The sequence below is a fragment of the Priestia sp. YIM B13486 genome, from assembly GCF_042787865.1.
Taxonomy (GTDB): domain Bacteria; phylum Bacillota; class Bacilli; order Bacillales; family Bacillaceae_H; genus Priestia; species Priestia megaterium.
Map to the genome: position 1 here is coordinate 79,571 of NZ_JBHZOZ010000016.1, position 26,806 is coordinate 106,376.

The 26,806-nt window shown below is 34.1% G+C and carries 28 protein-coding genes and 1 pseudogene; 16 read left to right on the top strand and 13 right to left on the bottom strand.

Going from position 1 to position 26,806, the window contains the following annotated elements:
* Positions 1-158 precede the first annotated feature (158 nt).
* The 3 genes and pseudogenes from ACFX4G_RS25720 to ACFX4G_RS25730 all read left to right on the top strand — a co-directional run bounded on the left by ACFX4G_RS25720 (position 159) and on the right by ACFX4G_RS25730 (position 1,133).
* A pseudogene (locus tag ACFX4G_RS25720) lies at positions 159-359 on the top strand (hypothetical protein).
* Positions 360-674: 315 nt separating this feature from the next.
* Positions 675-854 (top strand): hypothetical protein, encoded by a 180-nt coding sequence (locus ACFX4G_RS25725; RefSeq protein ID WP_043978786.1) that lies wholly within the window; start codon positions 675-677, stop codon positions 852-854.
* A gap of 129 nt (positions 855-983) precedes the next feature.
* Positions 984-1,133, top strand: coding sequence for a phosphoesterase (locus ACFX4G_RS25730; protein ID WP_097825524.1), 150 nt, complete (start codon positions 984-986; stop codon positions 1,131-1,133).
* A gap of 1,198 nt (positions 1,134-2,331) precedes the next feature.
* Here ACFX4G_RS25730 and desA read toward each other — a convergent pair.
* The 3 genes from desA to ACFX4G_RS25745 all read right to left on the bottom strand — a co-directional run bounded on the left by desA (position 2,332) and on the right by ACFX4G_RS25745 (position 5,560).
* Positions 2,332-3,384 (bottom strand): Delta(5) desaturase DesA, encoded by a 1,053-nt coding sequence (gene desA / locus ACFX4G_RS25735; RefSeq protein ID WP_377577840.1) that lies wholly within the window; start codon positions 3,382-3,384, stop codon positions 2,332-2,334.
* 1,499 nt (positions 3,385-4,883) lie between these two features.
* Positions 4,884-5,066, bottom strand: a complete 183-nt coding sequence (locus tag ACFX4G_RS25740; protein WP_230185539.1) for an aspartyl-phosphate phosphatase Spo0E family protein — start codon at positions 5,064-5,066, stop codon at positions 4,884-4,886.
* Positions 5,067-5,425: 359 nt separating this feature from the next.
* Positions 5,426-5,560, bottom strand: coding sequence for a HepT-like ribonuclease domain-containing protein (locus tag ACFX4G_RS25745; protein WP_230185538.1), 135 nt, complete (start codon positions 5,558-5,560; stop codon positions 5,426-5,428).
* Positions 5,561-5,966: 406 nt separating this feature from the next.
* Here ACFX4G_RS25745 and ACFX4G_RS25750 point away from each other — a divergent pair, with 406 nt between their 5' ends.
* The 4 genes from ACFX4G_RS25750 (at position 5,967) to ACFX4G_RS25765 (ending at position 9,864) form a co-directional block, all read left to right on the top strand.
* Positions 5,967-7,148, top strand: a complete 1,182-nt coding sequence (locus tag ACFX4G_RS25750) for an Alp7A family actin-like protein (protein ID WP_377577845.1) — start codon at positions 5,967-5,969, stop codon at positions 7,146-7,148.
* 17 nt (positions 7,149-7,165) lie between these two features.
* A complete protein-coding gene (locus tag ACFX4G_RS25755; RefSeq protein ID WP_230185536.1) occupies positions 7,166-7,540 on the top strand; it encodes a hypothetical protein in 375 nt (124 codons plus the stop codon).
* Positions 7,541-7,848: 308 nt separating this feature from the next.
* The gene (locus ACFX4G_RS25760; RefSeq protein WP_025751495.1) at positions 7,849-8,751 is read left to right on the top strand and encodes an Rpn family recombination-promoting nuclease/putative transposase; all 903 of its coding nucleotides are present in this window, start codon (positions 7,849-7,851) and stop codon (positions 8,749-8,751) included.
* A gap of 468 nt (positions 8,752-9,219) precedes the next feature.
* Positions 9,220-9,864: a hypothetical protein gene (locus ACFX4G_RS25765; protein WP_230185535.1), complete on the top strand. Its 645-nt coding sequence runs from the start codon at positions 9,220-9,222 to the stop codon at positions 9,862-9,864.
* Positions 9,865-9,887: 23 nt separating this feature from the next.
* Here the strand turns inward: ACFX4G_RS25765 and ACFX4G_RS25770 are convergent, their stop codons facing one another.
* The gene (locus tag ACFX4G_RS25770) at positions 9,888-10,172 is read right to left on the bottom strand and encodes an AbrB/MazE/SpoVT family DNA-binding domain-containing protein (RefSeq protein ID WP_230185534.1); all 285 of its coding nucleotides are present in this window, start codon (positions 10,170-10,172) and stop codon (positions 9,888-9,890) included.
* A 105-nt stretch (positions 10,173-10,277) separates the two neighbouring features.
* Entirely contained in the window at positions 10,278-10,490 is a 213-nt protein-coding gene (locus ACFX4G_RS25775; protein ID WP_230185533.1) for a hypothetical protein, read from the bottom strand.
* 349 nt (positions 10,491-10,839) lie between these two features.
* Here ACFX4G_RS25775 and ACFX4G_RS25780 point away from each other — a divergent pair, with 349 nt between their 5' ends.
* From ACFX4G_RS25780 to ACFX4G_RS25790, 3 genes are all read left to right on the top strand, one after another.
* The gene (locus tag ACFX4G_RS25780; RefSeq protein ID WP_230185532.1) at positions 10,840-10,995 is read left to right on the top strand and encodes an RNA polymerase sigma factor; all 156 of its coding nucleotides are present in this window, start codon (positions 10,840-10,842) and stop codon (positions 10,993-10,995) included.
* Positions 10,996-11,027: 32 nt separating this feature from the next.
* The gene (locus ACFX4G_RS25785; RefSeq protein WP_377577888.1) at positions 11,028-11,171 is read left to right on the top strand and encodes an RNA polymerase sigma factor; all 144 of its coding nucleotides are present in this window, start codon (positions 11,028-11,030) and stop codon (positions 11,169-11,171) included.
* A 239-nt stretch (positions 11,172-11,410) separates the two neighbouring features.
* Positions 11,411-11,566, top strand: coding sequence for a hypothetical protein (locus ACFX4G_RS25790; protein ID WP_377577851.1), 156 nt, complete (start codon positions 11,411-11,413; stop codon positions 11,564-11,566).
* A gap of 377 nt (positions 11,567-11,943) precedes the next feature.
* On the opposite strand, the gene bcaP is transcribed toward ACFX4G_RS25790, so the two are convergent.
* From bcaP to hppD, 6 genes are all read right to left on the bottom strand, one after another.
* Entirely contained in the window at positions 11,944-13,383 is a 1,440-nt protein-coding gene (gene bcaP / locus ACFX4G_RS25795) for a branched-chain amino acid transporter BcaP (protein ID WP_230185530.1), read from the bottom strand.
* Between the two features lie 299 nt (positions 13,384-13,682).
* Positions 13,683-14,837, bottom strand: a complete 1,155-nt coding sequence (locus ACFX4G_RS25800; protein WP_055991965.1) for a homogentisate 1,2-dioxygenase — start codon at positions 14,835-14,837, stop codon at positions 13,683-13,685.
* Between the two features lie 16 nt (positions 14,838-14,853).
* Entirely contained in the window at positions 14,854-15,957 is a 1,104-nt protein-coding gene (hisC, locus tag ACFX4G_RS25805; protein ID WP_230185529.1) for a histidinol-phosphate transaminase, read from the bottom strand.
* A 171-nt stretch (positions 15,958-16,128) separates the two neighbouring features.
* The gene (fahA, locus tag ACFX4G_RS25810; protein WP_377577856.1) at positions 16,129-17,412 is read right to left on the bottom strand and encodes a fumarylacetoacetase; all 1,284 of its coding nucleotides are present in this window, start codon (positions 17,410-17,412) and stop codon (positions 16,129-16,131) included.
* Positions 17,412-18,428, bottom strand: coding sequence for a hypothetical protein (locus tag ACFX4G_RS25815; RefSeq protein WP_230185527.1), 1,017 nt, complete (start codon positions 18,426-18,428; stop codon positions 17,412-17,414). Before ACFX4G_RS25815 ends, fahA begins: the two co-directional genes overlap by 1 nt.
* Positions 18,429-18,494: 66 nt before the next feature.
* Positions 18,495-19,616 carry a 4-hydroxyphenylpyruvate dioxygenase gene (gene hppD, locus ACFX4G_RS25820; RefSeq protein ID WP_230185526.1) on the bottom strand — a complete coding sequence of 374 codons (1,122 nt, stop codon included), beginning with the start codon at positions 19,614-19,616 and terminating at the stop codon, positions 18,495-18,497.
* A gap of 259 nt (positions 19,617-19,875) precedes the next feature.
* Here hppD and ACFX4G_RS25825 point away from each other — a divergent pair, with 259 nt between their 5' ends.
* Together ACFX4G_RS25825 and ACFX4G_RS25830 are read left to right on the top strand one after the other, a co-directional pair.
* Positions 19,876-20,187, top strand: a complete 312-nt coding sequence (locus tag ACFX4G_RS25825; RefSeq protein ID WP_230185525.1) for a DUF1450 domain-containing protein — start codon at positions 19,876-19,878, stop codon at positions 20,185-20,187.
* Positions 20,188-20,467: 280 nt separating this feature from the next.
* Positions 20,468-20,932 (top strand): Lrp/AsnC family transcriptional regulator, encoded by a 465-nt coding sequence (locus ACFX4G_RS25830; protein ID WP_377577861.1) that lies wholly within the window; start codon positions 20,468-20,470, stop codon positions 20,930-20,932.
* Positions 20,933-21,426: 494 nt separating this feature from the next.
* Here ACFX4G_RS25830 and ACFX4G_RS25835 read toward each other — a convergent pair whose 3' ends face one another.
* Together ACFX4G_RS25835 and ACFX4G_RS25840 are read right to left on the bottom strand one after the other, a co-directional pair.
* Entirely contained in the window at positions 21,427-22,758 is a 1,332-nt protein-coding gene (locus ACFX4G_RS25835) for a DUF4179 domain-containing protein (protein ID WP_377577864.1), read from the bottom strand.
* Positions 22,748-23,275 (bottom strand): RNA polymerase sigma factor, encoded by a 528-nt coding sequence (locus tag ACFX4G_RS25840; protein ID WP_098548504.1) that lies wholly within the window; start codon positions 23,273-23,275, stop codon positions 22,748-22,750. Before ACFX4G_RS25840 ends, ACFX4G_RS25835 begins: the two co-directional genes overlap by 11 nt.
* A gap of 937 nt (positions 23,276-24,212) precedes the next feature.
* On the opposite strand from ACFX4G_RS25840, the gene ACFX4G_RS25845 reads away from it, so the two are divergent.
* The 4 genes from ACFX4G_RS25845 to ACFX4G_RS25860 all read left to right on the top strand — a co-directional run bounded on the left by ACFX4G_RS25845 (position 24,213) and on the right by ACFX4G_RS25860 (position 26,655).
* Entirely contained in the window at positions 24,213-24,632 is a 420-nt protein-coding gene (locus tag ACFX4G_RS25845) for an NUDIX hydrolase (protein ID WP_377577867.1), read from the top strand.
* 26 nt (positions 24,633-24,658) lie between these two features.
* A complete protein-coding gene (locus ACFX4G_RS25850; protein ID WP_377577870.1) occupies positions 24,659-25,282 on the top strand; it encodes a histidine phosphatase family protein in 624 nt (207 codons plus the stop codon).
* A gap of 292 nt (positions 25,283-25,574) precedes the next feature.
* Complete coding sequence (locus tag ACFX4G_RS25855; RefSeq protein WP_045291470.1) at positions 25,575-25,844, top strand: WGxxGxxG family protein; 270 nt, start codon at positions 25,575-25,577, stop codon at positions 25,842-25,844.
* A gap of 298 nt (positions 25,845-26,142) precedes the next feature.
* The gene (locus ACFX4G_RS25860) at positions 26,143-26,655 is read left to right on the top strand and encodes a DUF3231 family protein (protein ID WP_034651738.1); all 513 of its coding nucleotides are present in this window, start codon (positions 26,143-26,145) and stop codon (positions 26,653-26,655) included.
* Positions 26,656-26,806: the final 151 nt, after the last annotated feature.

Below are 26,806 nucleotides of genomic sequence, written 5' to 3' on the forward strand. Positions count from 1 at the left end.
CGGCTTTGTTGGCAATCTTAATTGTTAGCAAGACCTTTGCCTACATTTTTAGTTAGGTGAAGTCTGTGTTTATACATCAAGCGCTTTTATCTACTAAAAAGATAAAAGCGCTTTTTGTTTTTTATAGATTTAAACTAATTATGAGGAGTGGTTAAATCATGTTCAAGAAACTGTTTGATTCACTAATGAATAATTAACATAAGCATTACAGTAGTAGTGATTACAAGAGAGGAAAATCAAAACCTTTTAAGAGTTATAGCAGTAGTGACGATTATAGAAAAGGCCGTGATCATCATGGAAGTTATGGACATCATCATTATAAGAGAAAAAGAAAGAGTGGAAGTTTCTTTAGTAGTTAAATAAAAAAAACACCCTTATTCTAAAAGCATTTGAAATGGTAACTTTTTAAAGGAGTCTATAAATGGAGTTAAATAATAACATATATTTTTTCTTCATAAAGACTATTTTCTGAGACAAGCATATGTATAAAAAGCTGCATACTCCGGAGAAAGAATCCTTGGTAGAAGGCTTATACATAATCGGCAGTCTTTGTTGTAGTTATTCTTCATAATTTGTATTAAATATAAATAAATATAAGCTAATTCTAGAAGTATATGTTTTACTTATCTAAAAGAAGGGAATAATAGGGTCAACTTGATAAAGGGAGTGATCTTATGCAAGCCGATATGACGGTCGAAGAAGTCAAAGCCCAAATCCAGTACTTAGGAACAAATGGACAATCTCTAAAAAAGAAAAAAGTAAAGCAAACACATCCAAAACTAATGAAAAATGCACTTTATTTTTTCCCTAGCTGGGAACATGCTATGGTAGAAAGTGGTGTAAATGGCATATAATAAGCAGAAACTCAGTCTTTTTTGACTGAGTTTCTGCTTATTATATATAGAAAGCTTTTAAAGGAAAAAGAATGATGGGTGTGGAATACAAAGAAAAACGGTTGCACAAAGATAGGAGAGATAAAAGACATGAATGCTACATTTAATCAACTTTTATCAATGAAAAATCTACGTGACGTTAAAAAAACAGAAATTTTAGTGCAAATGGAACAAGCTTCAAAAAATAAAGATAAAGAAACCCTCTTACGATTAACTAAACAGCTTCGAAGTATCTCATAGAATACCCTCTGTAACAGAATTAACCCACTAACAGGAAGACTTTACATGAGAACAATAAAAAGCGACTTATCTATCCTAATTCGAACAGTAAGGTCGCTTATCCTATTTTTCATTCATATATTTACCCTTCCACTTTACAATATGTGTACATTTATCATGTTATATGTTCATCTTCTAACTGAATTACATCGTTATCCTGAGATTGATTGAATAAATAAGTAAGGTATGAATGTAGTTCGAATCGGTCTTCATCAATAAAATTAGAAAACACCTGTTTATATTCTTTCAACATCTTTTCCTCCTTTATTTATGTTTCTTACTTCTATCATTACCTATCTAGTAATCTCTTATACATCCAAATTAATAATGTACTTATTGATTGTATTAACTTGTATGTAAGAAGTTGTATGTAACACAACACAAAGTTAAAAAAAGTTCATTCTTTCTTTTTGTATGGGCTCCACCTGCGCCAAATACAACGATAGCCACGCATGCTATCCACCTGATTTCACCATAACAGAAAACGTTTACATTATAAATAGTTATATCTGTAATTATAAAAAGTGATTATATTATTTTTATGGACTTTTTGAAATATACGTAGATTTTAAGAGCGTAAAATATCCTGGGTAAATAAAAATATTCTTCAATGTAAAGAGATAATTAGTGATCAAACGATCGATAGGAGATATTCATGTGCAATACTCTCTGGGAGTTATTCTAAAGGGATCCCTCTTTTTATGTCGAAAATTAGCAAGTATTAAGGAGGGTTAAGGATAATTAGTGAAGGTTGATTGTAATGTCATATTTAAAGCAAAAATTATACTGCTTTGTGGTTATATAACAATGGTACTTGTGAAATTAAGGAACAAGATTCATTAGGAAAAGTTAAATTAGTATCAGTTTCTGAGTTTAAAGTGCTAAAAACATCGTTTTTTTCTAATCCCATGTTTTTTAAGTACTTATAAATTTAGTTTTAAGGGTTAGAAAAGATACATTTTCACGAATGGGTTGTTAACTGTCGTCAAGAGGATAGTTTAAGTGAAAGTATATTAAATAAAAGGTTTTAAGATTTATACACAATGTAGACAAATAGCGAATAAGGGACACTTTTTATGTAGTGACCCTTATTCGGATTATAATTCAACTCTTCCAGGTATTTTTTATTAGGAAATGAATAGTTTTATCGTGTGAATATTCAATTTTTATCTAGATTTGGCCTTTTGTTATTCAAATTCATACGAGATTTTTTATTGTCTATTAGATGCTTAATTTCTTTGAAGCTTACAAAACTTTTATTTTGTTGATCTAAAAGTCGAAAACGAAGGGACTTCAAGCTTGTGCTTAGTGTAATTGTTGTTGCTTTCTGTAATGGTGGCGTAGACTCATGCGCCTTTTCTAAATTATAGTTTGGAACTCTTGGAGCCAAGTGATGTACATGATGGAAACCAATATTACCTGTTACCCATTGTAAAACTTTAGGAAGCTTGTAATAGGAGCTACCATCAACCGCAGCCTTCACATAATCCCACTCCTTTTCGTTTTCAAAGTAGGAATCCTCAAATTGATGCTGTACGTAAAATAGCCAAACTCCAAGTGATCCTGCTACAAAAAGGATGGGAGCTTGAACGAGCAGAAAAGCTTGCCAACCAATACCCCAACATAAAAGTGCATACACTGCAACAATTGAGAAATTTGTTAAATATGTGTTCAAACGTTCCTTTCGTTTCGCATCTTTTCGATTCAATCGGTTAGAAACTAAGAAAAGATAGATGGGGCCTAATCCAAACATAACAAGTGGATTGCGGTACACTCGGTAAGCTAACCGGCCCCAGTAGGAAGCTGCAATATACTCATCAACTGTCATGACCCACACATCACCAGTTCCCCGTTTATCTAAGTTGCTACTCGTGGCATGATGAATCGAGTGGCTTCGTTTCCACTGTTCATATGGAAACATGGTGATAACCCCACTAATTGTACCAAGGATATTATTTACTTTTCGACTTTTGAAAAATGATTGATGACAACAATCATGGAAAATAATAAAGATTCGGACGACGAACCCGGCTGTAACAATAGCTAATGGAAATGTTAGCCAATAAGAAACGGACAAACTTTGATAAGCTAGAAACCAAAGTAGGAAAAACGGAAGGAATGTGTTTATCAATTGCTTTATACTCGATTTCGTATTGGGTTTTTCAAAAGGTGCTACATTTTTTCTTAGTTCAGTCGTTTTTTGTTTGCTCATGTTGACCTCCTTAAATCTTTACCGTGTTTAATATTCAGCTTTTCTTTATTAATTTATAGTAGCGCATAGTAGCTGGTAATAAAACATACAAACGTCAAGTAACTAGTATGACAACTGTCATACATGTATGGATGTATTTTCTTAATGCAAGGAATAAGATGAATTAACTGCTATTCAGAATCAGAAGTAACTATCTCATGAAGAGGTAGCTGCTTCTGATTTTTTAATGTATATCATATATATTTTTAGTTACTATAGGGAACCCAACAAAAAGAACCTAATAAAATAACTTAACAGGTAATTTTTTTTGAATTTTTGTCGAGTTTTCAGAAGGATAATTATCGTTTACTAGAAATTACTTTTCTCACCAATTTCAAGTTACTTACAAGAATAAGAAAAATAATTGGGTATACTAGAGCCGAATATAGTAATTTCCAGCCATTATAATAAAAAAAGTCCGTGTTAACTACGAACCATTCGAATACAACAGAAAAAGTGTCCAACTTAAAATATAAAGTACTTTTCTTCCTAAAGCTTTGTTAAATGGGTAAAAATTTAAAAACTAAAAACTGATAGAGGGAAAGTTACCCCATAAGCGTAGACAAAAATACATGTAGCATATATTTCAATAGGGACTAATCTTTTAGGTGTGAAAAATGCTAGTAAATTAAAAACTAAAAAGCACACAAAGACATACATCATTATTAGACTTCCACCTTCGATTACTAAATAAATTGGATGCAATTAGTATGTCTATTTATAAAATTAAAATGTAAATTAGCCAACAACGAATAAATTTTCACATCCGGAACAAACTAACTACTCAAGACGCCGTGAGGCATCTACGAAAATCCTTTAGCAATAGAGCAGAAAAAACCTATCTTTTCTAACTGGGAAGAGGTAGGTTTTTTGCTTTTTAAGATGAATCTTACATCCAGTCTTATTACCATAATATTTTTTCTGGTATACATCAAAAAAGAACCCCTTATGGCTAAACTGCGGCACAAGGGGTTTAAGAACGGATGATTACTTACTTTGTGCAACTTTTTATACATCCTTGATTTGATAGGATTTATCAAACAAATGAATGACCTTAAGATGAATAAAGTTTACAATAAATACGCAAACTATTTGAGATGTTCCAAGAATCACCTGAACATAGTAGCACCATTCATGTAGAAAAACTCCTGCTTCTTGTTTAGAAGTTTTCTGTTTTTAAACTATAGATTCCCGATGTTCCTAGTTAATATAATAACTCCTTGCAGTACACATACCCAAAAGACTCTATCAGTGAACACAGGATATTAGATAGCATGTCCATTTGTATTCTGCATCTTTCTATACATATGCGACAGCACATTAAAAACAGTCTCTACTTACAGAACGTAGTAATCTATATATGTTTCATACTTCGGATACGTATGAACAAACCCTTACAAGAAAGCAACCTCGCTTGCCAATATCGAGGTTGCTTTTTACTCTCCTCAAAAAAATAAAAGCTAATCAGTCGCAGAAACCTCTTCTAACTGGTTTAGCAATTGATCAATGAATTGACTGATTACAATGGTACTCTTACTGGTGAATCCTTCTTCTAAACCAACTCGAATCATAAGTTCTCTTCCTGCCTCTATATCTACAAGTAAAGCTTTTACTAAACCATTGTTATTCCTATATATTTGCAATTATCTAACCACCTATTTCTCTAAATTGTTACATTTTTCTTTAACACTAACTATATTTTGGCTTTCTAACAATATTTTTTCCTGTAAAATCCAATTAAAAGCTCGGAATCCCTTTTTTAGGGTTTGAATAGCTTATTTTTTATACCTAATGCGTGTTACAATACGTCTTGTAGATGCAAATAAAAATTCCATTTCTAATTTCATAGTCAAGAAAAGTCCTCGTAACTCGAGGACTTTTCTTGTATTTGACATAGAGTTATTCAATTTTTAAATTAAAAATTGAGTAACTACCTGTAAAATGACAAAAAGGACAAACATGATGACTTGTTTGTCCTTTTTATATAGAATAACCCTCTCAATTAATAATCAAGAATTTGCTTAGTATACGTAGTAAAATCACTTAAATGCTTATCTAAGATTTGCTGCAAAATACCCTGATTAATCGCTTGATAATCGTGAACAGCAATGTTCTGAAACCCTACCATGGCTTTCATTCTATACGCAATCTCACTTGTAATGATTGTAAATCTAACATACCAAAAGCTTCTCTGTTGGTTTGAGGAAGGCCTAATCGTTCTTCAGCTATAAGGATAGGTTCTGTTCGTTCTTTTATTTTCTTTTCAAACTTATGGAAACTATATATTTATTTTATATTGAGAAGAGTGTTATGTTTCTCACACATACTTTCTTATTATAATCTACTTGTGACCTTCACATTCTCTAACCAGAACTTTCATAATACTATTTTTCACCCCTTAATAAGTTCAACTAGATAAAAATATTTGTTGATATATGTAAGTTTTTGAAGATAAATAAGTTGAACTAAAGGATTGAAATTCTGCCCTTCTTCTTGTATAATGAGTTCAACAGAAGTTCAACTTAAAAACGAGGTGTATAAACATGAAAATTTCACGTTTTAATAAAGACTGTGGAAACTCCGTTGATATGAATATCATTGATGGATACCTATTTGATTTCCCAACCAACGTTGTAGAACTACAAAAAGATGTTGCTGATTCATTTTTTACAGATGCAGTAACAGCACCAGAAGAGTTTAAGAAGCGTATCTTACTATCTACAACAATCGGTGATGAAGAAAAAGAACGTTATTTCTTAGTCGGTGACATCGCTGCAAGCCAACAACTTGCGAATAACCATATCAATCGTTTACATAACAAAATTACAAGTCATATTCCTTATGTGACATTTCTAGCTGCTATTGCATACTACCATGCGTTGCATGCGAAAGATCAAAAGGATAATAGCATCGAGATTGACTATTTCTCTACGATGTTACCAATCTGGTTGCTAAAAAAAGAAAGCACATTTGGTGAAGCGCAAAAAGCAATGGCCACTCGCTTCTTAGGTGACCATGCTTTCCGTATTCATACACCAGGGTTCGAAAAAGAAATAAAAATTTCTGTAGAAGAAAGTGCATGCTTAAAAGAAGGTGAAATTGCACGCTTTGCATTAAAGAAAGACCTAACGCTTCAAGACCGTGAAGATGCCAATGAGTATGTAGAATGTGAAACCGTGATGGTCGATATTGGTGGAGGATCCATTGATGTTGTTATTCTACCAGAAGGATTAAAAGCTGCAAACAGTCGCGAATCATTCCAAAGTATTGAAGGTATTCCATACTTAGCGCACATTGATAAGTTACGAAAAGAGAAATTCCCAGAGCTGTTTACCGATTTACGTGCATTTGATCAGTTTATTTTAGATAACTACAGCAAACAAAAATTTGAGTTAAAGAATGAAAATACGGGTGAATCTATTGATTTAACAGCTCAAATTACATCTTCCCTAAAAGAATATGTAGAGATTTTACTAGCGAAGTTAAACGACGTAGCGCCACCACCAGCAAATAAAATTCGTAAATACGTATATAGTGGTGGTGTTGCTCCGACACTAGAAGTAGCCATCATGACAAGTATGAGTGAAAAGATCGGCGAAGAACGTACAGAGAAATATCATAAAGTACCAGAAGATAGCCGTCACTTGAACTTATTCGGCTTAGAAATTCGAAGCATCGGTTACCTTCAAAAGAAACAAGCTGAGAAGAAAGCCGTTAAATCCTAACAGCGTAGGTGATAACCATGACAGAGCGTCAAAACGCCTTTACGATTAAAACCAATCAGTTAAGTGATGAAGTCTATGACATACTCGCAAAATATGCAAAGTCTCGAAAATTAGGGGACTACATTTCATCTTTAATTGTTCGTGACCTTCATCGTGCATCTACCAACCAAGTAGAATCAGCACATAGAACAGAAGAGCTTCTCGAACATATCAACTTAGAACTGCAGGAATTAAAGCAATTAGCTAAAGCTAATGGTTTTGTAGGTAAGCAAGAAGAGTTAGAAGACAAGCCTTCAGAAAATCAAACCTTAAAAGAAGGTAAGATTGCAGATTTAGAGCAAGTATCTGGTTCTTTAGACGACGATGATCTCGAAGAATATAGTGATTTTTAAAACACTAAGCCACTAGGTATCCTAGTGGTTTTTTGCTTTCGGTGGTTTATTAATTTTTAAGGTATTTCCATTTTCATATTTACAGAGAACGTGTTCAGACTAAAGGAGTTTATTTATTGGTAATAGCAATCAGACTCAGTACTTCTATTTGTTTTAAGCCCCCCTTCATACTTCTTTGTATCAAGAACATTAATAATTGGTGTGACAAGTACCATATTGATACTCAATTTGTTCCTAAAGGGTTAGATAGAAGGAATCGGTATAGTCATGGTATACTAATAACAAACATGGAAATGATGGAGGATATTATGACAAAACGATTAGATTTGCGTGTCGACTTTGCATTTAAATCACTATTTGGCACACATGGAAATGAATCTATTTTAGCTGCTTTTTTGAACGCAGCACTCCGTTTTCCAGATGATAAAAAAATTCAGACGGTGCAGTTATTAGATCCGCATTTCAATAAAGAAAACCAAGAAGATAAACGCTCTATTTTAGACGTACATGCACAGTTAGAGGATGGAAGCCGCGTTAATATTGAAATTCAGCTTAATAACAAACATGACATGGAAAAACGAACACTCTATTACTGGTCTAAAATGTACAGTAGTCAAATGAAAGAAGGCATGGACTACGGAGAGCTTTGTAAAACGATTACCATTAACATTGTGAACTTCCGTTATTTATCTCATATTCATGATTATCACTCTACCTTTCAGTTATATGAGCGAGAGCAGAAATTACTCTTAACGGATATGCTGGAAATTCACTTTATGGAGCTACCTAAGTTATTAATAAAATGGCGTAACAGAGAGGTAGATCCACGGGAAGATCAACTTGTGCGATGGTTATTATTACTTGAAGCATCCGAAGATGAAGAAATCACTCAGGTATTGGAGGAGATTGCGATGCAAGAAGATCAAGTATTAAAGAAAGCGATGGACGAGTGGGAACGGGTTAGCCAAGATCCGGAAGTGCTATTAGCATATGAAGCACGAAGAAAAGCATTATTAGATGAAAAGTCAGCTTTAAGAAGAGCTGAAAAACTTGGAGAAGAAAAAGGAAAACAAATTGGTGAAGAAATAGGCGAAAAGAAAGGTATCATAAAGGTGGCTTTAAGTATGATCCAAAAGGGTTTAGATAACCAAACAATCGCTGAATTTACAAACCTTACACCAGAAGAAATTGATAAACTACGTCACCAATAATCATATTTTAAAAAGAGACTGCCTAATAAATTAATTTTATTAGGCAGTCTCTTTTTAACTTCTTCATTATTAACTCATCTAATTTGAAGTTTATTGTAAGTAAGTTAGCTTATATTTATTTTATCTTTATTACACAGCGTACTATAGTAGGAAAATATAAGTCTTATATTTTTTGTTAAATTGAAGACCTTTTCTGATATATTCCCTTTTAGGTTGCACTAGCATTTTTCTTTTTTTTTACAGGCAATCCGTACTTATTAGAGTTTTCTTTTATTTTTTTTGCGATTTCTTGTGCTTCTTCTTTCGTCATTTTCATACAAAAGACTCCTCTCATGTTCTACTATTATAAGTTTTTTCCACTATCACAAAAAAATATACATGCTCCTCCCTCCCCTGCCATATACATGTTTTAGGTATGTACAAAAAGTCATTGTCCTAGAGGTAATTTTAGATTTTAGGAGTGATTATGTGAGAGTAGAAGAGAAGAAAAGAAAAATTCGAAGTGACAAAAAACGAGATGTAAAACCATCACTTCCAGTTGATCTTAAAGAATGTGTTTATCGATTGTCTTACATTACAAATACACCCGTGAAAAGTGTAGTTGAGTCAATTTGTATATCAGGCCTTGCTTCTTCAAAAGTAATGGACTACCTATCAAATTATTTTAGAAGAGGATTTAGCTTTGGCAGCACTGTGTATATGGGGGATATGTCCAATGAGCCAATTAGACACCTATACAAAAATATTGAGAAAGAGCGTGTCTCTACACGCTTAAAAGATGGACATGGAGAAACGTATGATATCCTGAAACGCTTAGCTTATGCTTTAGATTGCTCTCCTGCATTAGCTGCGTCCTTTTTAATTGAAGCGAGCATAAGGAATTCTGATTTTGTTGATGACTACATGACTCGGCATTTAGAAGAAGAATTGGATCAGGGAAGAATAAAGGAGCTAAAAGAGGTGCTAAAATTCATTAATAAAAATAACCCTTATAAGGAAGAGTATAGTTTACACAATTTAATTTCTTACATTATGGATGAATTAAAGGTAGGAGCAACTAGCTTAGGGTCTTCTGTGCAAAACTGGTTAGAAAGTATACAGCATAAAAAATAGTTGGAACTAAAAAACCTTTGAATTTACGATTCAAAGGTTTTTTGCTTATCTTTTATTTCATTAAATAAAATTTTTGCGCCTACCAGACTTAAAACTATGTTATTTGCATATCTACGGTTTTGAGGCGTTATTTCACCTGTAATCATACATTTGTTATATTCTTCGTATTTTTTTATTTCTATATGATCATCTTCCAATAAGATTTCTACTGAATCGTCTTTACCTATATCCATTCCTTTTCTTAGTTCAATGGGAAGCACTATACGTCCCAAGGCATCTATCTTTCTTAATGTACTTAGTCCCTTCATCCTAACTCTCCTTTTATATGTTCACAAATGCAACTTCGATATTATACTATAAATGTATAAAATAACCAATTAAAATCTTATAAACTAAGCTTTTGAAGACAAGGATTAGAGCTTTCTCTTAGATTGTTCTTGTACATAAGTACACGTACGCTCATGTTCACGTGAAAAGAAATGATCTTGTTTATGATAAACTTTCACTCCGCAAGAGGGGCAAGCAAAGAAACCCACTTTAGGACCTTGAGTCACTTCGTGTGCATAAAACTCACCGGCTGTTTCAAACATCACTACATGGTTCGCTTTCTCAATCTTAGCTCTCATACAAGCATCTCCCACCTTATTTTGAGTTTAATTCCATAATAAGGGTTAGTAGTGTAAATTGTAAAAGAAAATGTATAGATAGATACCTATTAAGGAAAAAAACAGCATTTTTATGCCAATTATCCATAGACATACAGATCTAGTTACATATGCGTTATATCTGACGTACTAGCTTTTATACATAAGCTGATAAGAAGACGAATTACCATTTTCAAACTATAATAGTAATAGGTTTTTTTACTACGAATATCTAAAATTTACATGCTACATATAGTGGCTTTATTTAGCTGAAAGATTAAATAAACAATGAACAACAAATGGTTACTTTAATAAGGTTGGATGATTGGAAATGAAAGATTTTGAACATGAAGAATTACTGAATAATGTAATACTAAAATATGATGGGCAACTTATTAAAATTGCCTTACTCTATGTAAAAGATATTTACGCAGCAGAAGATATTGTTCAGCAAGTATGGATAAAGAAGACATATATCAATGGGTAGACTCTTTACCTCCTAAATATAGTAAAGTAATCATGTATTTTTATTTTGATGATTTATCATACAATGAAATAGCTACTCGATTACATATTCCTCTATCCACAGTTAAATCTAGAATCCATCAAGCGAAAACATTAATGCGAAAGATCCATAAACAAAGAATGTATACGAATTTGTGAGACAGTTAAATATCCTCATTTTTTAATTCTTTATTTAACCACATATAACCCTCTTGTTTAAAAGATACGGTTACCCTACAAATTCTCTTTACGTTTTTATATATTATGTACAGTAGAATTATTCACTCTTGGATGTAAAGAACTTGGCTTATCTATGTCGAAAATTCATTTTTTCCCCACTATTGTTACTATAATGAGCAGAACGAATACTCTAGATGTATGAGAATGAAGGGGAATCTATGGTTAAAGCTTTTACCGCATTTTTACTGACTACTATTATTTCTTTTGTTGTAATGGTTGGTGGCTTACTAATTTGGGTTGCTATACAAGTAAATCACATAACTGATGATCCATCAGTTGCAGACGGATTAGGGTTTGCGGTTGCTTATGGGTGAATAGCTTCTATTCCCATTTCGGTTGCAATAGGAAGCTTTGATGGTATTATTGGTTAATTGAGGAATTGAATTTAAAAATCCTATTTATTATTTAAGGAGAAGTAATAAAATGTATCAAATGAGGATCTTTACATTAAGATAAGGTAATAAAAGGAAAAAATAGATTACAGAATTGGTAAATGAAAAATTTTTATCTAAAAAAGGATGCCAATAGGCACCCTTTTTAGCCTTAGTTATAATAAAATGTTTGATTAAACAGATTCTATTATACAAAATTGTTTGTCCTAAGATATTTAATGAATAGAAGATTACATGTATTAAGATAGACTTTTTTAATTAGCTTGAATATATTCATTAGATAAGTGCATGCAGAAGGCTTATAGAATCTCTCTCTTATCTATTTCTTTATCAGCTTTTAAATTTTTCTCCCTCTTTCCTAATTCACTGTTACTGTAACCAAATGTAAAGTAAACAATAAGACCAATAACCAACCAGATTCCGAATCCAATCCAAGTGGTCATCGGTAAATTAAACATAAGGTAGCCACAAAATAACATAGAGATAATAGGGATAAACGGAACAAATGGGACTTTGAAAGCGCGTGGTAGTTCAGGTTGTGTTTTACGCAAAACCAATACACCTACCGAAACAACCAAGTACGCAAAGAGTGTTCCGATATTAACTAGTTCAGCTAATCTATGTAAAGGAATGAATCCAACAAAAATTGCAACTAAAATTCCTGTAATCCACGTATTTATAATAGGGGCTTTCTTAACTGAATCGACTTTGGACATTGTTTTAGGTAACAAGCCATCCCGACTCATGGCAAAAAACAAACGTGTTTGTGCGTATAAAAGTACAAGTAACACTGTAGTCATTCCTGTCAAAGCTCCTACCGAAATAAAGCCTGCTACCCAGTCTTGGTGAATATAGCTTAAAGCAAACGCTACAGGGTTTTTCACATTTAATTCAGTAAAGGGAACAATGCCTGTTAGAATGAAGGAAACAATAATATATAAAATCGTACATATAGTAAGGGAAGAAATAATCCCGATAGGCATATTGCGCTGAGGATTTTTTACTTCTTCGGCTGCAGAAGCTATAGAATCAAAGCCAAGGTAAGCAAAAAAGACAGATGCAGCACCTGCTGTTACCCCAGAGAAACCAAATGGCATAAATGGTGTCCAGTTTCCTGGTTTTACATACCATATTCCGATGACGATGAATAAAAGAACAACAGCAATCTTAATCACAACCATGATATTATTTGCACGTGTAGATTCACGTAAACCACGAGAGAGCAGAAAGGTAATAACTAAAACAGCAGTAATAGCTGGAACGTCAATAAAGGTTCCTTTTCCAGGATCGTAAGCACTTGTTATAGCAAGTGGTAATTTCAACCCGAACCCACTTAATAAGCCTTGAAAATAACCTGACCAGCCACTAGCAACTGCTGAAGCTGCAAGTCCGTATTCCAACAGTAATGCCCAACCAAGAATCCAAGCCATCATTTCACCAAAAGTAACATAACTGTAAGTGTAAGCGCTACCAGAAATAGGGATAGAAGAAGCGAATTCTGAATAACATAGCGCAGCAAATATACAGGCAAGTCCTGAAAAGATAAACGAAAGCACAAGAGCGGGGCCTGCGTGTTCTGCGGCGGCTACTCCTGTCAAAACAAAAATTCCTGTTCCAATAATGCAGCCAATCCCCATCATTGTTAGATCTTTAGCTCCAAGTACTTTGTTCAAAGATTTATCCGTTGCTTGAACACTGGCCAACATATGAGAAATTGACTTTTTTCGAAATAAATCCATGTAGGTTCTCCCCTCAAAAATGGAATATTTGTTTTATGATTTGTACTTCTTCTAGAATAAGCGTATTAATGACCTTAATAGTGTAAAAAAGAAAAACTTTATTATTCTATCTATCAACAAATTATTCCCATACCACTTTTCTTTTTTCATAAATACTCATCTTTAAAAATTTTAATAGCATGTTTCAATTTATCTTCAATAATGATTAAATAAAAGGGAGCTGGGCGTTTAAATAACGCCCGGTACAAAAAGCATAAAAGCTATAATATCCGCCATAAAACTTAACCAAATATATTTTTCTATTTATACCAGCTCTGCATGTAAGAAGAGTCTTCGTAACGATGTGCTTGCTTAACGACATGAAGCGGTCGAAATGTATCAATCATAACAGCTAGTTCTCGTGTTTCTTTTTTCCCGATGCTTTCTTCCATTTTCCCTGGGTGTGGACCATGTGGCAGCCCACTTGGATGAAGAGTAATAGATCCCTCTTCAATTCCACGCCTACTCATAAACTCTCCATCCACATAGTATAGTACTTCATCACTTTCTACATTGCTGTGCACATAAGGAGCCGGAACGGCCTCTGGATGATAATCATATAATCGTGGCACAAATGAACAAATTACATAGTTATGAGCTTCAAATGTTTGGTGAACTGGAGGTGGCTGATGAATTCTACCTGTAATTGGTTCGAAATCATGAATACTAAAAGCATAAGGAAACAAATACCCATCCCAACCTACAGCGTCTAATGGATGAAAATCAAATAAATAAGAAGTCAACATACCTTGAGCTCGCACACGAACCTCGAATTCTCCTCGTTCATCTTTTGGCTCTAGTTTTTCTGGTGTTCTTAAATCACGCTCACAATAGGGAGAGTGCTCTAGAAGTTGACCATGCTCATTACGATAGCGTTTTGGAGGCATGATTGCTGAGTTTGATTCCACAATGAGAAATCGTGCCTGTTCTGTTTCTAGAACTACTCTATATGTAGTACCAATAGGAATAACTAGGTAATCACCTGGAAGAAAAGACAATTCACCAAAGATACTCTCTATTTTTCCTTTTCCTTCATGCACGTACAGCATTTCATCGCCTTCCCCATTACGATAAAAATATGACATTTGTTGTGTTGGTCGGGCAACTCCAATGGCTACATCATCATTAACCATAAAGATTTTTCTTGCTTCAAGGAAATCTCCTCCTGCTTCGGTTTCCCAAGTGTGAAAGTGGCGATGTTTAAGTGCCTCTTTTTCTTCAATCTCATAATGGATTTCTGTGATTTTTTTAGCCTCTCTTACTTGTGTTGGGGGATTGATATGATAAATGAGTGATTGAATACCCGAAAAACCTTTCGTTCCCATAACTTGCTCATAGTGTAAGCTCCCGTCTTCTTTCCGGAATTGTGTATGGCGTTTTGCAGGAACCTTCCCCATCTTTACATAATGTGGCATAAATACTGCTCCTCTCTTATTCTATTACTTCACGAAGTGCTTGGATAAACGCTTCATTTTCTTCTTTTGTTCCGATTGATACACGAATTGTGTTTGGGAGTCCCAATACCTCCCCAGAACGAACGATAATTCCTTTATGCAGTAATGATTGAAACACATTATCACCAGATGAATTTAGCCTTATCATTATAAAATTACCTTGGGATGGAAAATAGCTGAGACCCATTTTTTCGACCTCTACTGAAATATATAACCTTCCTTTCTCATTCTCTTTTTTACACTTGCTAACAAACTCTAAATCTGCCAAAGAGGTAGTGGCTGCAACTTGTGCCATACGATTAGTGTTAAAGGGTTCCTTTACCTTAGTAAGTTCCTTGACAAAATTTGAATGCATTACTCCATAACCAATACGTAGAGCAGCCAATCCGTAAATTTTTGAAAAAGTACGTAAGACAATCAAGTTTGCATGGGCATGAATAAGGGGCACCGTATCCAAGTGGTCTTCTGCTGTCACATATTCAAAATAAGCTTCATCCACAACAAGCAGTATATGATTAGGAACTTGATCAATAAATGATGTTAATTCTCTCTTTCCAACAATTGTTCCAGTAGGATTGTTTGGGTTACACACAAAAATCATGCGCGTTTTGTCCGTAATAGCAGCGAGCATACCTCCAAGATCGTGCACCCCGTTTACAAGTGGTACTTTAATCGCCCTCCCCCCTTCGATGATGACGTTCGTTTCATAACGAGGGAATGTGACGTCTGCCATGATAGCCTCGTCTCCAGAACGGATATAGCTACGTGTGAGCAAGCGAAGAATTTCATCCGACCCATTCCCTGTTATAACTTGCTCTTCCTCAACTTTTAAATGTTTCGCTATTTCTTTTACCAGAACAGGAGCCATTCCTTCCGGGTAAAACATTAACTTTTCCATTTCTTTTATCATGGCCTCTTTTGCCATTGATGAATAACCTAATGGATTTTCATTCGAAGCAAGTTTAATAATGCGATTAAGACCTAACTCTCGCTTCACTTCTTCGATAGGCTTACCTGGTTTATAAACATCAAGACCTTCTAATTCTTTCCGTGAGATGATTTTATGTTCAAGTACTTCCATGCTTTCACCTATCCTGTTCTATGTAATTTTGCTACAGACTGATACAGTGATTTCTCCAACCTTTTTTCTCCACTTTCATCCATAAGTTCTACAGTTGTAAAGCCCATCAGTTGACTCTAATACCATTCCCACACACATCTGTCTTGGAGCATACTGAACGAGCTTTACTAGTTAAATGTGAGATAAAGTATAAGATTGTTTAAGAGCTGGCAGAACTCGGCCTGTCACTTCCCCAAATCCAATTCTATATCCCTCTCCTTGACACCAACCTGTAATCGTTAGCTGATCTCCGTCTTCTAACCAAACCCTCTGTTCTCCATTTTCCATTTCTATGGGCTCAGTTCCACGCCATGTTAGCTCCAATAAACTTCCTCGCATCTCTTTTTCAGGCCCACTAATTGTTCCTGAAGCAAGCAAATCACCAGGACGCAAATTACATCCTCCTACTGTATGATGAGCAATCTGTTGAGCCATGGACCAGTAAAGATAACGAAAGTTACTTGTGGAGATGGTTTTGGAATTTTTCATTCCTTCCCCCTTAAGATTCACCTCTAAATGAATATCAAATGAACCAGGTTTATTTGTACGTAAATAAGGTAATGGCTCTGGCTCCTGCTCTGGTCCAGCTACTCTAAAAGGCTCGAGAGCTTCAAGTGGCACCACCCAAGGAGAAATTGAAGTAGCAAAGCTTTTAGCTAAGAACGGGCCAAGTGGTTGATATTCCCATGATTGGATATCTCGAGCGCTCCAGTCATTGACTAGTACAAGACCGAAGATTTGTTCCTCTGCATTTTCTAAGGCAATGTTTTTCCCTCTTTCATTACCTGGTCCAATAAACCATCCCATCTCTAATTCCAAATCAAGTTGACAACTCGGACCAAATAAAGGTACATTTGAATTCGCTGGTTTCATTTGTCCTTGTGGACGTCTTACATCAGTCCCACTAAGAACTACTGAACTAGCTCGCCCATGATAACCAACTGGCAAGTGAGTCCAATTCGGCATTAGGGCATTTTCCTTTCCCCTAAACATAATCCCTACATTAGTTGCATGCTCTTTTGAAGCATAAAAGTCTGTATAATCCCCAATTTGTGCAGGCAAAAGCATTTTGACATTTTTTTGAGGGATTAATGCAATATCACGAAGGGCATAGTTATCCCTTAAAATTGACTCATCTTCATGTAGTAATTGTTGGATACGTCCTCTTACATCCCGCCATGCTTTAGTTCCAAGAGCCATAAATTTATTAAGAGAAGCTTGTTCAAAAACTCCTTTTCCCTCTACATCCGTACCATCAAAATATCCCTCAGCGTCTAGCACAGAAAGATCCAATACATAATCACCAATCGCAACTCCAATACGGGGAACCCCCATCGTAAGGGGGCGAAATACACCGTAAGGAAGGTTTTGAATGGGAAAATGAGATTTAGGATCTACCTCTATAAATGATTTCATCATCTCCACTCCTCTTCTATACTATAAATTCCTAATGCACGTAAGTCTTCACGGGGCTCATCGAAACTACAGCTGCCATATGAACAAAGTAATTTTTCTCGTAATCTTATAATTTCAGAAGTTGGGACGGTTAAATCGTGCCATTGTAATCCTTTATCAGTGAACTTGAAATTCTTTGATTTCTCATCATCAAGAATTTTTACTGTTGATACTATATCTAGTTTTTTGATATGAGCTAGCATCCCAGCTGTAAAAACATTGAGGAAACCATGCATTCGTGTATTCACTTCTTCACGATACATACGAATTGGATGATGTAGTCCGGCTGTGAACTTCACAGGAATATCTCGATCACGACATCCGACAAGTACGGTTGCTATTTGCTGAGAAGTTGGAAATGCTTTTGCTGTAACTCCACCAGTCCGCAATTTAAACCCTAGTAAGAGATCGCTTTCATTATTATGCGCAGCAATAATATCCAGAGTTTTAAGTATCTTAGATTCCCAGTCCCTATCTAAAGGTATTGTCGCTTCACAAAAGGTTTGTAGCCTACTCTTATCTGTCGCTTTTGTAATAGTTTGTAATAAAGCACGATCCGGTATATGAGGCGGGAGAGGAATCTCGCATATGTTAATTTTGATATTCCTCTTATACTCATTACGAAAAGACCTAACTATTTCAAGATCCGCATGTAAGCTATTTAGGAATTCAATCTTATTATTACTCCTAGACCCTAAAGCTGAGATGATTAATGGACGTTCTTTTGAAAACATCGATACATACGGAATAAGTTGATTTAGTTGTGAGATAGGAATAATAAACCGTCCGAGCATCCATGAATCTTTACAAGTTTGAAATTCCTTGTAATTTTTTATTGAGGTTTCCAGAGATAAATTAGCTGGTGGAAACAACCCAGCATAATCAATTAGATCTGATAAAAAAGCATGGATACTAGTTTGTAATTTTGAGCTCTCGCTCATCTCAACACCACTTCCAGCTATACTCTTTATATTCATGTCGCATTCCTCCTTTCTTTTTCATATTTACCAAACAACAAATATTAGTTTAGCTTTAACTGCAGCTTAAATATTCCCTCGACGTTCTTGCTCACGTTCAATGGATTCAAATAATGCTTTAAAATTTCCATCTCCAAATCCTAGAGCACCTTTACGTTGAATAATTTCAATAAACAAAGTCGGACGATCTACAATAGGTTTTGTGAAAATTTGAAGTAAATATCCTTCATCATCACGATCAACTAAAATACTAAGTTCTTGAAGCTTTTGTAGATCTTCATCAATTTCCCCTACCCGTTCACTTAGTTCTTCATAATAAGTAGCTGGTGTGTCAAGAAACTCTACACCATTGTCTTTCAACGCTTTAACTGTCTTAATAATATCGTTTGTAAGTAGCGCTAGATGCTGAACACCTGGGCCTTTGTAAAAGTCTAGGTATTCTTGAATTTGTGATTTTCTTTTTCCTTCTGCCGGCTCATTAATCGGAAACTTAATACGCCCTGTTCCATTCATCATGACTTTAGACATAAGAGCTGAATACTCTGTTGAGATGTTTTCATCATCAAAGTGTTTAAGTACATTGAAACCAAATACTTTTTCGTAATAAGTTGTCCACTCATCCATAACCTCTACGTTTCCTACGATATGGTCAATGCCAACAATTCCCGTAGAAGATGTACCAGTCTCTAATTCATAAGATTGATACCCTGGTAAAAAACTGCCTTTGTAATTTACTGTCTCGACTAATGTATGAACAGTGTCCCCATACGTACCAATAATCGCTTTCTTAACAATTCCATTCTCATCTTCTTCAGACCATGGCTCTCGAATGGCAATTGCTCCTCGCTCAATTGCTCCCTTATATGTCTTTTCAATATCAGAAACTTTTAATGCAATGTCCTTTGTTCCCTCACCATGTAGTTTTACAAATGCAGCAATATCTGTAGTCTCCTCAAGACTTCCTGTAACCACTAGACGAATTGCACCTTGTTCAAGTACATAAGAAACACGATCCCGACAACCTGTCTCTAATCCACGGTAAGCCTTAATTTTGAAACCAAAGGCATTTGAATAATAATAAGCAGCTTGCTTCGCATTCCCTACATATAGTTCTAAGTGGTGGATGCTTTGCACCGGAAAGATTTCTTCTTTTTTTGTTTTTTTCGTTTCTAATACTTTTTCAGACATTGAAACAACCTCCTATTTTTTAATAGATGAATAGTTTTATTCCCAAATAAGGGGATAATATTTCCAACAATCTAAATATTATAACTAGTTTTCTTGTTAAGCAAGCGCTTACATTGAAGCGTTTATTCTGTGAAAGGTTTCCTCCTTAACGTGCTAAAGCAAGAATGCGTCGCTGTATATTCTTGCATCTTTTTTAAAAATATTTGTAAAATCATTCTAAATCTTATCAACAAATTATTAGTCTAAAGGAGAGAGCCGAATGGAATATATTGTTAAGTTTTGCCCTTGTAATTTTGAAGAAGAGCTCTATGACGTAAAAGAGAAATTACAACAAATTTCAGATGTAGAAATTATAGAAGAAAAATGTTTGCTTTATTGTGGCCAATGTTTAGTACAGCCATTTGCATTAGTCAACGGTAAAAACATTGTTAGTGATAGTGTCAATGATCTTCTTGCAGATATTTTACAGCATCTCGAAAGCACAAAGATAAATTGCAATAAAACAAATCTACAGGTGAAGTGTGGAGATTGTGGGAGTTGTGATTACAATAAGAAACAAGTGCTTCGTTGAATCTTTGATACATGTTAGGTATATGATGTTGGACTTATAGTATAGTATCGTCTTGCGTTGAAGGATGTTCTGTTTAGATATTACAAGTCATCTATTTAATCTTTTAACTTATTATCTTAAATTCGGTTTATTTCTAAGCATCAAGATTAAAAATGGAATTAATGATTGATTTATTAATATAATAACTATCTATAGTCGATTATCCTTTTTAGATTCATGCTAATAGTGTCTTGATAAAGGAATATAAGAATAATTTTATTTGAAGATGGGGTAATGAAAAATGGATTTGATTGATCGTAGCTTACTGCAATTTATACAAGAAGATAGTAGAATTACTGTCCATGAATTGTCTAAAAAATTACTTCTAAGTCCATTAAGTATAAAAAAAAGACTACAACGTTTAGAAAAAAATGGTACAATACAAGGTTTTACTGTAATTCTCTCGCCTAACGCAATTGGAAAAAGTATAAAAGCAATTATTCAAATAGCAAATTTAAAAATAAAAACTCAACAATTTGAAGAAATTATCAAAGGAGAAAAAGATATTTTAGAATGTCACCGGATAACCGGAATAAACAGTTATTTTATGAAAACTGCATTCTCATCCATAAAACAGTTAGAAGACTTTACAAACCGTTTAAGCCTTTATGGTAAAGTCGATACATCTTTGATTATTGCTTCTCCCGTATCTCATCAAATTTCACTACCCAAAACTGAGTATCTTCAGCCAATAAAGAATGAATAACATACAGTAGTATCATTATAAAAGACTAGTATAAAACCATAAGGAAGTAGTTACACCTGTGAACTACTTCTCTATTTAGGAAGCCTTTTTTTATTAACGAGTTTCTTTCTAAAAAATATCACAGAGATAAATACCAACTTCTTGCATTGATTGAAGTTGACGACCTTCATTTTACTCTCGACTGCTCCCATGTATGTATCCAAATCTTCTGTTTTCTATTTTATACTCCTTTTGTGGTTCTCTTCCTCTTATTACATTAAAAACGTTCGTAAAATTTTATGCATTTCATAAGACGTTCGTAATTCATTTTCAAATTTAAACGAACGATAAAAATGATGGATTTCTTATATAATATAAAAGTCCGTAAAGGTATACTTTTACGGACTTTGTGTGTTGTGATCTTAATGGACTAATATTAAGGTAGCCGTTAAAACAGTGAACAATAAAAAAGCAAAGTTTCTTATTCATAGGATTAAGAAACTTTGCTTTATCTTTTATTTAGGTACTTTAATAACTGTACCATTTACATTGATTGCTTTGATTTTTGATAAATCTAAAGGAGAAGAAGATAGAAATTTAGCTTTAACGCTTTTATTATCACTAAAGTTTTGTAACGAATCGAGTGATTGACTGCTGCCATTATTCATTTTAACACTCACTTTTATGTTATCAGTGTCTTTAAAATGCCCTTTTCCGTATAGCGTTACACCTAGTGATGAAAGAGTCATTTTAGTTGCTTTCCAACTGCCAAAGTCCTCATTAAAGCTCAGACTCTTTTCATTTTCTACAGAATGCAGCTTAAATGTAGTGCTCCAATCACCTTTTGTAAAATTACCGTTAGATACAAGGTCTCCCATTAATTTTAACTTACTAAAATCTTCATTATTTGCATTAAAAATATACTCCACATAGTTATTTCCGTAAACGGTTTTTCCTGATTTATCTACGCCATAATAGATGTTAGAAGCAGCATTTATCTTTTTTCCGGAAGGATCAACTAAATACAAATCTCCATGGCTATCTATATCTTCATCGGACCACTTTGTTTGAACGTGAAGTTGACCATTCACAAATCCAATATTTGATACATGCATAAATTTTATTTTGGGCAGAGAAAGAATGGTTTCGTTAGGCTTTAAGATTTCTATACTTTCTCCCGTGTCGAGTTGGTCAGTAATTTCCCCACCTCCTCCGGATGTACTATCTGTGCTAAGAGAGATTGTATCTACATTTTTATTCTTTAGCTCCGACAGATCAGTATCTATCTTGATTCCTTCATGCTTATGCTTTTGGCTAAGGAAAGAGCTTATTCGCAATTTGATTTTTTTATTATTAAAGTTTGTGCCTCCATTTGCTTGAATTCGTAATGTGGCTGTATTTGTATCTTTATCATAGTTAACAATTTGGCTATTAAACATATGCCCGTCAGTTAATGTGTAATCATAAAGATCCAACGTTTTATCAAGGCGATTACCTGTTAAATCTTGCATCGTAACGTAAATAACAGCCATTTCGTCATCGTTCATGGCACCTACAACCTTCATTTTTATTCCTTTATCTTCACTAGTGGTTTCAATAGGTTGAAGAAACAAGGCAATGTCGGGACTAACAAGAGATAGTAAGTGGTTGAAGCTTGGAAATGTCGCTGCTCCTACACCTGCGGAACCTATAAGGAATAAAGCTGCGGCAGCCGGAAATACAATTGCTTTTTTAAACGTTCTTCTTGGTTGCTCTGATTTAGCCTTTTCTACACCAAGTTTGGCTCTCATATGTAATTCTTTTGGAATTTCAATTTGTTCAAGTTCTTGTTTTAGTTTATTCTTCATAAATACCAACGCCTTTCACTTGTTTACGAAGTTTAGCTAAAGCACGATATAAAATAGATTTGGCCGTGCCTAAAGGAATAGTCAACGTCTCAGCTATTTCCCTAAAAGAATAGCCTTCATAAAATCGTAAAATAACAACACTTTTTTCATCTTCATTTAATTCTTCCACTAATTGATGAAGGGATAATGTAAGGGGAATATCTTCAATATCTGAACCGATAATTTCCTCATGTTCTGGATGTAATTGAACGACCTTGCTATTCTTTCTTAGATGATCGATTGCACACCTAATAGTAATTTTGATTAACCATGTCTTAAAGTATTCTGGCTTTTTTAAAGTATCTATGTTTTTAAAAGAACGGTATGCTACTTCTTGAACCACGTCCAAGGCATCGTCTTTATTTTTGACATATACATAAGCCATCCGATAAATATCTTGTTCATATGTCTGAAAAAGTTTCAAAAAAGCTTTATCATTACCTTTTTGAGCTTTTTTAACGATCCTAATAATTGAAATTCATCCTCTCTACTTTTTCCTTTTATACCTATTAGACAATCTTACTTGGCATTTGGCTTAAAATTTTATGAAAAAAATAAGAAGATAAAAAACAAGAAATATATATTCCTTGTTTTTACTGACTTTATTCAACTTACAACACTGCTCAAAAGTAAATTACTAGGAAGTAATTATCGTATACTCACAATAGAGGGTGATTGCTTTAAGTGTCTCTCTTTACGGACTAACAATATAAGAAGTTTCTAATTACCTTCTAACCAAAGGTTTTTCCGACTAGGAGTCACAATAAAGGTTGTAGAAAATATAAAAAGCTACCCCGCCATTGGCAAGCGAGATAGCTTTCTAATAGAAATGCTATTATAAAGTACCAAAATATAACCGCAAGTAAACAATATCATATCTCTACCCTATAGACTACATTTTACCGTACGAGCATATGAATAAAAGGTGCGCTTTTTATTCATCGAATATGTTGGTCCTCCTAATTAAAAGCCTAACAAATCAACGATGTATAAAAAGCTGCATAACTCATAAATGAGACCTCTTTCGAACCCTTACTCCCATAAGGGTTCCTTTTTGTGGTGTGTTCCGGAAAGAGTGTTTATGTAAACTAGCGATGTATATGGTATACATAAAGATTTGTAGTTTTAAGCGTTCTTCTTTTTTATAAATATCCCTAGTACTAGGCAGATAGCGCAAATAATTAAAATAATAAGCTGGCCCAAAATTACACCTCAAATCATTTCGTTAAATTTTAAAAAGACAAGCAATCTTTATCTATAATTTAACAATATCACATTTCCATTAAATTGGAAAAGCTCCTATAAAGTACATTATGGTAACTAGACATCTATGTGGTGTTTAAATAGTGAAGGCATGCCTATCTTCTTGTGTTAAAATAAAAATTGTATATTTTTGTAAAATGAGGTGGAATCAAATGACTAAGTGGAGAGGCGCTGCTGCAATTTGTATAAACGATAAAAACGAACTATTAATGGTAGCTCAGGAGAAGCCCAATCAGCCAGAACTATGGTCAGTACCTTCAGGTGGTATAGAAGGATCTGAGACATATGAAGAATGCTGTATAAGAGAGGTTTGGGAAGAAACGGGATACAAGATTTCAGTTATTGATAAAATATGTGAACGTGATACGGTCACATATGATGTAAATGTCTATATTGAGTATTTCGAAGTGAAATTGTTAGGTGGAGAAAAGAAATTTCAAGATCCAGATGAGCTGATATTAGATATTTGCTGGAAGCCTTTATCAGAGATTAGTAATTTAAAAATGTTATTTGAGGATGAACGTCAAATACTGATAGATTACATACAGAATAGAAAAGGACTACAAATATAATATGATTTTTAGGGGGGGAATAAAAGTTGTTAAATTTATATTTAGTTAGACATGGTCAAACAGAATGGAACATTCAAAAAAGGATGCAGGGATGGAAGAATTCTAATTTAACCGAACTAGGCAAAAGAAATGCGATAGCTTTGGGAGAAAAATTAAAATCTGTAACATTTGATGCTGTTTATACTAGTACAAGTGAAAGAGCCATTGAAACAGCAGAACTTATCATGGGGAATCAGAATTTACTTATTGAATCAGATGAAAATTTAAGAGAAATATTTCTTGGCGAGTGGGAAGGAAAAACACATGAAGAGCTAAAGGCTTTATATCCTGAGCAGTATAATAATTTTTGGGAACACCCAGCAAATTATAAGCCATTTAACGGCGAAACCTTTGAGGAATTCAATAACAGGGTCAGTCTTGTATTACAAAATATTGTTTCTAATCATAAGAAAGGAACTGTCTTAATTGTAAGTCATTCAGTATTTTTAAAGTCTTTAATGATGTGTGTCAAAGGCAAAGAAGTTAAAGATTTATGGACACCACCTTATGTGCATGATACTAGTCTTACGATATTAGAGCTAAAGGATAATACGTACAGGGTAGTAGTTGAAGGGGACGTGACACATCTAAATGCTATAAAGTCTACTTAGTGTTACTACTACCTAGAAAATCCATTATGTTAACTAACGTTGTATGCCATATACAGCGTAAAAACAGAAAAAAACTACTGGTGTGCAATCAGTAGTTTTTTCTGTTACGTAATTGGGTTTCATGAGTGATGCCTCATTGCATCTTGAGTAGTTTGCTTAAAATATGAAATTTTACTCATTACTGTACTCTTGTAGCATGAAATTTTTAGATACAGTCTGTAAGCTTTATGTCATTACAGAATAGGATTTCGTGATGGGGGGACTTTATTTAATAAAGAAAGGAGGGAATACAATGAAAAAGAAATGTTCTGTTTTATTATGTACGTTAGCTTTAACTATGATGACTTTCGGCTTACCTGTTAATGCTGAAAATAATAACGTAGATAGAGCAAATTATAATGATGACTTAAATTATAATAATGACGTAAACACTCGAAATGTCACTACAGCAACTGATACAGATGATAACAATGATTCACCTTGGGAATTGCTTGGATTATTAGGACTAGTTGGTCTTTTTGGTCTTAAAAGAAGAGATGATCGTGAAGAAAAAGTTCGTTAATATCTATTTTGTATGAGTAGAGATAAATAGCTGTGATGAGAGCCACAATTTATAATCTCTCCAACAATTCCAAAAAAACTACCTATAGGGTAGTTTTTTTGGGTTTAATAACAAGGGTATAGTGGACGATGCTCTTTTAAACATCTTGGTTAGTTTGCTTGAAATATGGAATTATATTCTTTGATGAATTAATTTTTTGATAGAAGTAGAAGAATAATAAAACAAAATTTGGAGACGTTAAACATGTGCATAGCAAGAAAGGTGGCACACTATCATGAATTTTGTAAGGAGGATAACAATGGGTATTTTAAGTGGAAATCCTACAGATGAACCGATGCATTATGGTGAGGTATTTGGAACATGGTCGTATGTTTCTACCTCAAAAGGGTTAGTATCTGGCTATCAAACATTTCTAAATCATGTAGGAGACAAGGATCTACATAAATTGGTACAAGAGACAATCGAACAGTGCCAGCAAGAAATAAAAAGCATTGAAACATTATTAAAAGAAAATGGAGTAGGTTTACCGCCAACCCCACCTGAACGACCTGAAGCTTGTTTAGATGATATTCCAGTGGGTGCACGTGTTCAAGATCCAGAAGTAGCTGCAGCAATTTCAATGAATATAGCTGCTGGTCTAGTTACGTGTAGTCAATTGATTGGACAATCTATTCGGGAAGATATTGCAGCCATGTTTGCACAAATTCATATGCAAAAAGTAGCTCTTGGTGGAAAGTTCTTAAGACTTAATAAAGAAAAAGGTTGGTTAATTCCACCTCCTCTTCATAAGTCTAAAAAAACTGATTGTTGATGATTAGCTTTCTATAGAATAGAACAAGGTGTCTCTTAGTAAATAGGGATACCTTTTTTATTTCCGATAATCTGGATTATGGTGCGACAAGAAGTCGCTTTCTTACAGTGTAGCTAACGCTACTCATCTAGACGCCAAGATGATCTCCATC

Bases quoted from the DNA above. Each gene is read 5' to 3' on its own strand.
- ACFX4G_RS25845 (WP_377577867.1), top strand. From the start codon at position 24,213: ATGACTAAGTGGAGAGGCGCTGCTGCAATTTGTATAAACGATAAAAAC.
- ACFX4G_RS25775 (WP_230185533.1), bottom strand. From the start codon at position 10,490: ATGAGAGCTAAGATTGAGAAAGCGAACCATGTAGTGATGTTTGAAACA.
- ACFX4G_RS25855 (WP_045291470.1), top strand. From the start codon at position 25,575: ATGAAAAAGAAATGTTCTGTTTTATTATGTACGTTAGCTTTAACTATG.
- ACFX4G_RS25860 (WP_034651738.1), top strand. From the start codon at position 26,143: ATGGGTATTTTAAGTGGAAATCCTACAGATGAACCGATGCATTATGGT.
- hisC (WP_230185529.1), bottom strand. From the start codon at position 15,957: ATGGAAGTACTTGAACATAAAATCATCTCACGGAAAGAATTAGAAGGT.
- ACFX4G_RS25785 (WP_377577888.1), top strand. From the start codon at position 11,028: ATGTATTTTTATTTTGATGATTTATCATACAATGAAATAGCTACTCGA.
- bcaP (WP_230185530.1), bottom strand. From the start codon at position 13,383: ATGGATTTATTTCGAAAAAAGTCAATTTCTCATATGTTGGCCAGTGTT.
- ACFX4G_RS25830 (WP_377577861.1), top strand. From the start codon at position 20,468: ATGGATTTGATTGATCGTAGCTTACTGCAATTTATACAAGAAGATAGT.
- ACFX4G_RS25780 (WP_230185532.1), top strand. From the start codon at position 10,840: ATGAAAGATTTTGAACATGAAGAATTACTGAATAATGTAATACTAAAA.
- ACFX4G_RS25745 (WP_230185538.1), bottom strand. From the start codon at position 5,560: ATGAAAGCCATGGTAGGGTTTCAGAACATTGCTGTTCACGATTATCAA.
- ACFX4G_RS25835 (WP_377577864.1), bottom strand. From the start codon at position 22,758: ATGAAGAATAAACTAAAACAAGAACTTGAACAAATTGAAATTCCAAAA.
- ACFX4G_RS25815 (WP_230185527.1), bottom strand. From the start codon at position 18,428: ATGAATATAAAGAGTATAGCTGGAAGTGGTGTTGAGATGAGCGAGAGC.
- ACFX4G_RS25730 (WP_097825524.1), top strand. From the start codon at position 984: ATGAATGCTACATTTAATCAACTTTTATCAATGAAAAATCTACGTGAC.
- ACFX4G_RS25770 (WP_230185534.1), bottom strand. From the start codon at position 10,172: ATGAAGGGACTAAGTACATTAAGAAAGATAGATGCCTTGGGACGTATA.
- ACFX4G_RS25790 (WP_377577851.1), top strand. From the start codon at position 11,411: ATGGTTAAAGCTTTTACCGCATTTTTACTGACTACTATTATTTCTTTT.
- ACFX4G_RS25725 (WP_043978786.1), top strand. From the start codon at position 675: ATGCAAGCCGATATGACGGTCGAAGAAGTCAAAGCCCAAATCCAGTAC.
- ACFX4G_RS25800 (WP_055991965.1), bottom strand. From the start codon at position 14,837: ATGCCACATTATGTAAAGATGGGGAAGGTTCCTGCAAAACGCCATACA.
- ACFX4G_RS25755 (WP_230185536.1), top strand. From the start codon at position 7,166: ATGACAGAGCGTCAAAACGCCTTTACGATTAAAACCAATCAGTTAAGT.
- desA (WP_377577840.1), bottom strand. From the start codon at position 3,384: ATGAGCAAACAAAAAACGACTGAACTAAGAAAAAATGTAGCACCTTTT.
- ACFX4G_RS25760 (WP_025751495.1), top strand. From the start codon at position 7,849: ATGACAAAACGATTAGATTTGCGTGTCGACTTTGCATTTAAATCACTA.
- ACFX4G_RS25825 (WP_230185525.1), top strand. From the start codon at position 19,876: ATGGAATATATTGTTAAGTTTTGCCCTTGTAATTTTGAAGAAGAGCTC.
- ACFX4G_RS25750 (WP_377577845.1), top strand. From the start codon at position 5,967: ATGAAAATTTCACGTTTTAATAAAGACTGTGGAAACTCCGTTGATATG.
- hppD (WP_230185526.1), bottom strand. From the start codon at position 19,616: ATGTCTGAAAAAGTATTAGAAACGAAAAAAACAAAAAAAGAAGAAATC.
- fahA (WP_377577856.1), bottom strand. From the start codon at position 17,412: ATGAAATCATTTATAGAGGTAGATCCTAAATCTCATTTTCCCATTCAA.